The organism is Merdimmobilis hominis (genome assembly GCF_016901855.1).
Classification (GTDB): Bacteria; Bacillota; Clostridia; order Oscillospirales; family Ruminococcaceae; genus Paludihabitans.
Window position 1 is genome coordinate 1 of sequence record NZ_JACJKY010000043.1, and the last position, 6,749, is coordinate 6,749.

Here is a 6,749-nt window from a genome sequence, read left to right on the forward strand (position 1 = left end):
ACCACATTTTTGTATTGGTGGTTTTCATTTGTTCAACCCACTTACAAAGAAAACAGTATCAAAAGAATTGTTAAACAGTATTGCAATGGAATTACAAAAGTATAAAGATATTGAATTTTATACTTGTCATTGCACTGGTGAAAAGGCATATCATTATCTATCTCAACAAATGGATAATATGAATTATATGTCTTGCGGTGATGTTATTGAAATCTAAATCGGAATTTGATGAGGTGTAATTATGGTAAGAATTGCAACAGTAAATGATGCAGAGCAATTAAACATCTTAAATGATGAATTTAATGGTGAGAGCGAAACAAGCATAGACAATATTAGAAATTCCCTTATGAATAATAAACAGGAAGTTGTTATCGTTGCTGATGAAGATGATATGTTAGTTGGATTTGTTTGTGTTCAGCTTAAAAAATCGTTCTGCTATGATGAATATATGCCTGAAATTACAGAAGTGTATGTTAAACCAGCATACAGAAAAAGAGGCTTAGCGAGTGAGATGATTACTTTTGCAGAGGCTTATTGTAGTAAGAATTATCCACTTCACCAATATGAACTTCTAACAGGACAAGAAAATCTTGTTGCACAAACTGTATATAATAAACTTGGATATGTAGATGATAATGAACTTCATTTATCAAAACGAGTTAAGAGATAGTCAAATCCTAATTTGAGGAGATGTTCTTATGTATGGATTACTTATATTGAATTTCGTAATACCGTTCGTGATGATTTTTGTGGGATATATCTTAAAGAAGCACCCTGTAAAAGATATGAACTCTGGCAACGGGTACAACACACCTTCCTCACGAAAGTCACAAGAGCATTGGGATTATGCACAAAGCATAGCGCCTAATATTTTTATTGGTATTGGCAAAACATTAGGTTTGGTAGAAATCGTTTTGTGTATATCCTTACTTTTTCTTAATATTTCCGCACAGTCTACCGTATTTGCAGGAGTAGCCGTTGGAATTATATTTCTGTTTTTTGGGTTTTACAAAACTGAAACAGGAATAAAAAACAAATTTTTGGATGATAAATTCTAACTTAGTATAAAAGCAGCAGCGAGCTACCGACTCTTGTAGCCCCCGGCAGGGCGCAAAGGCACTTTCATACTGCCAGCCCCAAAGGGGCGGTGGTGTGAAAGTGCTTTTGCGTTACTTTCTCACAAGAAAGTAACAAAGAGGTTGTGGCCTGCGGCCAGTTATGGTAAAATAGGAATAGTAGGATATGGGCTTTTTGCAGGAAAGGGACGGGTGATTTTATAGGTACAACCATTTCGGGAATGACGGGCCGGGGAAGTATCCGGCACAACAACAGGAGCTTTTCAGCGGCGAATGTAGACCGGAGCAGGTCGGAGCAGAATGTCACCTTTTGCAACGAGGATTTGAAAAAGGTGTACCACGAACTTTTCGATGAAGCCCTGGCTGCCTACAATGCCAAAAAGAAAAAGACCAGGGACAAGATACCAGACTACTATGAGCATATCCGGCAGAGCAAGCAGGAAAAGCTATTTCACGAGGCTATCTTCCAGATCGGCAACTTGACAGACTGCGGGTGCGGCTCCCCTGGAGGGGAACGGGCGGCGGCAGCTCTCAAAGAGTTTGCAGAGTCCTTCCAGGAGCGCAACCCTCATCTGCGGGTGTTTAATATGGTGCTGCACATGGACGAGGCCACGCCCCACCTCCATGTGGACTTCGTGCCGGTGGCAACGGAGCAGAGCCGGGGCCTTTCGACGCGGGTATCAATGAAACAAGCGTTAAAGCAGCAGGGATTTGAAGGGCTGGGCCGGAAGCAGACGGAATGGAAAGCCTGGATGGAACGGGAGAAAGAATCCCTAACGGAAATCGCCCAGGCGCACGAGTTTGAGATTATCAGCTTGGGCGGTGGTCGGCCTCATATGGAGCTGCCAGAGTACAGAGCAGCGGCCCAGCGGCTTGAAGCTATCCAGGAACAGGTGACAGCGGCAGAGCAGGAGATCGCGGCCCTGGAAAAGCAGAGAAAGGCCCTGCAAGGGAATGTGAAGCTGCTGAAAGCGGTGGAGAAGGTCAAGCCCGATTTGGACGCAATACAGCCGGAAAAGACGCTGACAGGGGCCGTCAAGGGCGTGACGGTGGAGCAGGTGAAGGAGCTGAAGGCGGCGGTGATCCGGGGCGCGGCGGCAGAGCAGAAGGTGCGGGAGCTGAAGGTAGAAAACCAACAGCTTCAGCAGAAAATCCCCTCGACGAAAGAAAAGCTGAAGGAGGCCCAGGAGCGGCAGCGGCTTGAAAATGAAAACCGGCAGCTCAAAGTGCAGGTGGAATACCTGGAAGAAGATTTGAGCCGGGCGCGCGGGTTTTCGGCGCGGCTCCAGGAAGGGATCGGGGCGGTGCTGGATTTCCTGGATCGGCACTTGCCAGAGCAGTTCCGGCCCCTGGTCGAAAAGGCGCGTGAGCTGCTACCTGTGCCAGAAGTGCAGCAGCCGGAAAGAGAGCAGGAACGGAGCCACACCTGGGGTGGTATGGAGCTGTAAAAGAAGCCTGTCAGGGGGCCTGGCAAGAGCCGCCCGGACAGGCTATAATAACAGTAAAAATAGGGAATAAAATATATTGATAATATATGCCCCCCTATGGGGGTACAGGGGATAGCAGGAAGTTAGCGTGTCGTAAAATAGGGAATAAAATATATTGATAATATATGCCCCCCTATGGCCTTTAGGCCAGGGAAAAAATAATAAAATATTCTCTCTCGGACAGGGAGAAAGTCGGAGGGGGTTATGGGGGTGAGCGGCGGGGTGTGGGAATGTGGTAAACCTGAAAGGTTTTCCATCATTTCCATGCCCCAGAGCGAGGGGGAAAAGGGGGAGGTGACTTTCTCTTTAAGGCCCCGAAGGGGCCGCTCTTTGGCTCCCCCTTTTCCCCCTGTGGGTTTGCAGAATGTACGAAAAGAGGTGTAAGGAATGGCGGATCAGCAAGCAGCACTGGAACGGCTGCGGGAACTTTATAGGGAAAAGAACGAGCATTTAGGGAAGTTTTTGGAGCCGGTGGAGCCGTATGAGTTTTATCGTGAGATCTTCCCGAAAGGATCTTTCGAGAGGAAGGGTCATTTTGAGGACAGGAAGGGAAACGGGATCGCGGTGACGGTGCCGAAAGGTGAGGTTGACAAGGCTACTGGTATTGCCCTGCAGATTGAGGGGGACGGTAAAGCGAAACGCTGTACCATTACTGACGAGCTGGACGAGCTGCGGGAGCTGCAAGACACCGATTTCACGATTATGTCCCCTATCTCCTATTTTGGACGGCGGCGGTGCGGCAAAAATGCCCGGTATCTCTATGCCCTGGTCTTTGACCTGGACGGGGTGGGTATGCCACAGCTTCGGGACACGCTGCACCAGATGAACAAGGATATTCTGCCCCAGGCAACCTTTGTTGTAAACAGCGGGACGGGGCTTCACCTGTATTATGTGCTGAAAGAGCCGGTGCCTATGTACCCGCACAACCAAAAATGCTTGAAAGAGCTGAAATATGCCCTTACCCGGCAGATTTGGAATAAGTTTACCTCCACCATCAAGGAGCCGCAAATGCAGGGGATTTTGCAGGGTTTTCGGGTGGTCGGCTCCGGCTCGAAGTTGGGGCGTGAGTACCCTGTGAGGGCGTTCCGGCTCGGCGGGCCGGTGGAGCTGGCGCGGCTGCTTGATTATATCCCGGACAGTAACGGGGAGCAGCAGCGGCTTGAGGGGCTTATGAGAAAGAGCCGCCTGTCGCTGGCCGAGGCGAAGGAGAAGTATCCGGATTGGTATGAGCGGCGGATTGTCAAGAAGGAGCGGCGGGGCCGCTGGACAGTCAAGCGTGACCTTTACGACTGGTGGCTGCACCGGATCGCCGATGAAATCCGGGTGGGACATCGTTTCTATGGCATTATGACGCTGGCGATTTATGCGAAAAAATGCGGGATAGACGAGGACGAGCTGCGTCGGGACGCTTTCGCACTGCTCCGGCCCTACGATGATATGAGTGTGGAGGATATAAACCGCTTTACAAAAGATGATGTGGTGTGCGCCCTGGAGATGTTCAACGAGGACTATGTGACATTCCCCAGGGACGATATAGCGAAGCTCTCCGGCCTGACTATGCCTGTCAATAAGCGTAATTTTCAAAAACAAGCAGATCATCTTGAAATTGCAAGAGCCATTCGGGATATTAAAGCGAAACAGCAAGGGAAAAAGGATTGGAGGGAAGGAAATGGGCGGCCTAAAGACAGCGGGACGGCCCAGGCGCGGGTTTATGAATGGCGGCAGCAGCACCCGGAGGGGCGCAAGGCTGACTGTCACCGGGAAACTGGCCTTGATCCGAAAACCGTCCGTAAGTGGTGGGATTGCCCGCCGCCAGCGGTACGCTTTGAAAATGGGCATGTAACGGTGCGGGTGTCCCCTTCCCAGGAGTTGAGCGATTGGCTCCTGGACGCGCTGCACGATGGGGGCCAGGAATAAGGCCCAGAAAGGCCCCTGTTACGCTTTAGAAGCCGTTTTCAGCCCTCCGAGGGTAAATATACCGGCCCCCTCGCTACCGCGCCCGAAAAGCCGCATAAATCAAGGCTTTTTGCCCCCTAAATGCGTACATACCAGGGTGGAAGTTTAAGGGCCAGTGCTTGGGTAAACGACCAGGAATGCATATTGACATTGTGAATAAAAAATGATACAATGTATATAATAAGAGCGAAAGGAGTTGCTATCTATGGCGAATACAAATATTAACATCCGTATGGACGCAGATTTGAAGCGGCAGTTTGAGGCGTTCTGTGCTGATATGGGAATGACGATGACAACGGCGTTCAATGTTTTTGCTCGTAAGGCGGTGAGAGAGTATAGAATACCCTTTGAAATCAGCGGCGATGTGCCGAACGCAGAAACCGTCGAAGCAATCCAGGAAGTAAAGAGAATGAAGGCCGATCCGAGCCTCGGCAAGACCTATTCCAATGTCGATCAGATGATGGAGGAGCTGCTTGCCGATGTATAACATAAGACCAACCACAAAGTTTCAGAAGGATTTGAAGCGTGTGAAAAAGCGCGGCTTTGATATTTCTTTGCTGACCGATATTATTAAAAAGCTGGCTGCGGGGGAGCCGTTGCCGGAGAAGAACAGGGATCACCAGCTTTCCGGGGACTATGCGGGGTGTCGTGAGTGCCACATTACGCCGGATTGGTTGCTGATCTACGAAGTGGACGGGGACGAGCTGATTTTATATCTTACCCGGACGGGATCGCATAGCGACTTATTTTAGGGGAAGGAGGAAAGGTCTATGAGCTGGGATAAAGAGAGGATCGCGCAGATACAGCTTCCCGATCCGGCAGACGATGATCCGCACCCTCGTCTGCTCCTGGAAGGGCGCGGCATACACGCAGGAGAGGGATTTACAGCTTTGTTTCCAGATGGCTGGCACGAGATTACCCTTGAAGTAGCCTGGGAGCCGACAGGCCCTGCTTGCTGGTACATATCTACGCCTGGGTTTAAGGGTGTGTGTCCTGTGGGCCTGTTCGTGAAAGTATGAAAACGATCCGGCAGATAGCCGACGAGATAGGGGTATCAAAGACAGCGGTAAGTAAACAAATCGAAAACCTGGGTTTGCGATCAAGTTTGCGAAAAAACGGAAACCAGTTTGCGATTGATGAACACCAGGAAGCTTTGATAAAACAGGCTTTTTTTGAAAAAACGCAAACTGAAATCGAAAACCAATCGCAAACTAAAACGCAAACCGAAAACCGTGAAGTTGGCGATTTGGTTTGCGTTTTACAGGCCACCATCGACACACTGCAAGGGCAGCTTGAAGTGAAAGACCGGCAGATCGAGCAGCAGGCTCAGACCATTACTCGGCTCACTGATGCGCTGGCCGCTGCCCAGCAGACGGCGGCAGCGGCCCAGGCTCTTCACGCGGGGACGATCCAGCAGCAGCTTCTTACCGGGGAGGCCGGAGCGGATCAGCAGGACCAGGCGCCGGAGCAAAAACGGGGCTGGTTTAGCAAGTTGTTTCGAGGTTAAGAGAACTTGACAAATTAGAATTGTAAAGGAGATTTTATGAGAATAACTTCATTAGTTGAAAATACGACTAAGTCAGAACTTAAAACAAAACACGGACTTTCCTTATATATTGAAACGAAATCACATAAAATTCTATTTGATTTAGGTTCAGATAGCACATTATTTGAAAATGCTATGAAAAGAAATATAGATATTTCAAAAGTGGATACTGTTATTATTTCTCATGGGCATTTTGACCATGGAGGAGCATTGAAAAAATTTTTAGATATTAATTCTGTGGCAAATATCTATGTGCAAAAGGAAGCCTTTGAACCACATTACAGTAAAACCTTATTTCTTAAAATACCAGTTGGAATTGATAGTAAGCTTAAATCTAATAGGCAAATCAAACTATTGAATGGTAATTATAAAATTGATGAAGAATTATCGCTATTTACAGTAAGTAAAACAAATAAATTTTATTCTCCTGCCAATAATGCTCTTTATGATAAAAAGGGCAAAGATACTTTTGTACACGAACAAAACTTGATTATTTCAGAAAATAAAGTAGTAGTTATTATGGGGTGTGGGCATTCTGGTGTTGTAAATATCATGGAAGAAGCAGAGAAGTATCAACCACATTTTTGTATTGGTGGTTTTCATTTGTTCAACCCACTTACAAAGAAAACAGTATCAAAAGAATTGTTAAACAGTATTGCAATGGAATTACAAAAGTATAAAGAT

At 47.6% G+C, this 6,749-nt stretch carries 9 protein-coding genes and 1 pseudogene; all 10 read left to right on the plus strand.

The features are described 5' to 3' along the window. Positions 1 to 217, plus strand: a pseudogene (locus H6A12_RS12830) (MBL fold metallo-hydrolase); the annotation flags it as partial. A 24-nt stretch (positions 218 to 241) separates the two neighbouring features. Then, positions 242 to 670 carry a GNAT family N-acetyltransferase gene (locus tag H6A12_RS12835; protein ID WP_052776518.1) on the plus strand — a complete coding sequence of 143 codons (429 nt, stop codon included), beginning with the start codon at positions 242 to 244 and terminating at the stop codon, positions 668 to 670. A 28-nt stretch (positions 671 to 698) separates the two neighbouring features. Beyond that, positions 699 to 1,058, plus strand: coding sequence for an SdpI family protein (locus H6A12_RS12840; RefSeq protein ID WP_087990360.1), 360 nt, complete (start codon positions 699 to 701; stop codon positions 1,056 to 1,058). A gap of 239 nt (positions 1,059 to 1,297) precedes the next feature. Further along, positions 1,298 to 2,524: a plasmid recombination protein gene (locus H6A12_RS12845; RefSeq protein WP_181966766.1), complete on the plus strand. Its 1,227-nt coding sequence runs from the start codon at positions 1,298 to 1,300 to the stop codon at positions 2,522 to 2,524. 426 nt (positions 2,525 to 2,950) lie between these two features. Further along, positions 2,951 to 4,480, plus strand: coding sequence for a hypothetical protein (locus tag H6A12_RS12850; RefSeq protein ID WP_117508232.1), 1,530 nt, complete (start codon positions 2,951 to 2,953; stop codon positions 4,478 to 4,480). 244 nt (positions 4,481 to 4,724) lie between these two features. After that, entirely contained in the window at positions 4,725 to 5,006 is a 282-nt protein-coding gene (locus tag H6A12_RS12855) for a type II toxin-antitoxin system RelB/DinJ family antitoxin (RefSeq protein WP_087295645.1), read from the plus strand. Continuing rightward, complete coding sequence (locus tag H6A12_RS12860; protein ID WP_066859802.1) at positions 4,999 to 5,271, plus strand: type II toxin-antitoxin system YafQ family toxin; 273 nt, start codon at positions 4,999 to 5,001, stop codon at positions 5,269 to 5,271. Before H6A12_RS12855 ends, H6A12_RS12860 begins: the two co-directional genes overlap by 8 nt. An 18-nt stretch (positions 5,272 to 5,289) precedes the next feature. Beyond that, positions 5,290 to 5,538, plus strand: a complete 249-nt coding sequence (locus H6A12_RS12865) for a hypothetical protein (RefSeq protein ID WP_087295647.1) — start codon at positions 5,290 to 5,292, stop codon at positions 5,536 to 5,538. Then, entirely contained in the window at positions 5,535 to 6,026 is a 492-nt protein-coding gene (locus tag H6A12_RS12870; protein ID WP_087990358.1) for a hypothetical protein, read from the plus strand. Before H6A12_RS12865 ends, H6A12_RS12870 begins: the two co-directional genes overlap by 4 nt. Positions 6,027 to 6,062: 36 nt before the next feature. Continuing rightward, the coding region (locus tag H6A12_RS12875) for an MBL fold metallo-hydrolase (RefSeq protein WP_204448409.1) at positions 6,063 to 6,749 on the plus strand (687 nt) is incomplete at its 3' end.

What these genes read in the sequence shown, in the direction of transcription:
- H6A12_RS12835 (WP_052776518.1), top strand. Translation starts at nt 242, where the DNA reads ATGGTAAGAATTGCAACAGTAAATGATGCAGAGCAATTAAACATCTTA.
- H6A12_RS12840 (WP_087990360.1), top strand. Translation starts at nt 699, where the DNA reads ATGTATGGATTACTTATATTGAATTTCGTAATACCGTTCGTGATGATT.
- H6A12_RS12845 (WP_181966766.1), top strand. Translation starts at nt 1,298, where the DNA reads ATGACGGGCCGGGGAAGTATCCGGCACAACAACAGGAGCTTTTCAGCG.
- H6A12_RS12850 (WP_117508232.1), top strand. Translation starts at nt 2,951, where the DNA reads ATGGCGGATCAGCAAGCAGCACTGGAACGGCTGCGGGAACTTTATAGG.
- H6A12_RS12855 (WP_087295645.1), top strand. Translation starts at nt 4,725, where the DNA reads ATGGCGAATACAAATATTAACATCCGTATGGACGCAGATTTGAAGCGG.
- H6A12_RS12860 (WP_066859802.1), top strand. Translation starts at nt 4,999, where the DNA reads ATGTATAACATAAGACCAACCACAAAGTTTCAGAAGGATTTGAAGCGT.
- H6A12_RS12865 (WP_087295647.1), top strand. Translation starts at nt 5,290, where the DNA reads ATGAGCTGGGATAAAGAGAGGATCGCGCAGATACAGCTTCCCGATCCG.
- H6A12_RS12870 (WP_087990358.1), top strand. Translation starts at nt 5,535, where the DNA reads ATGAAAACGATCCGGCAGATAGCCGACGAGATAGGGGTATCAAAGACA.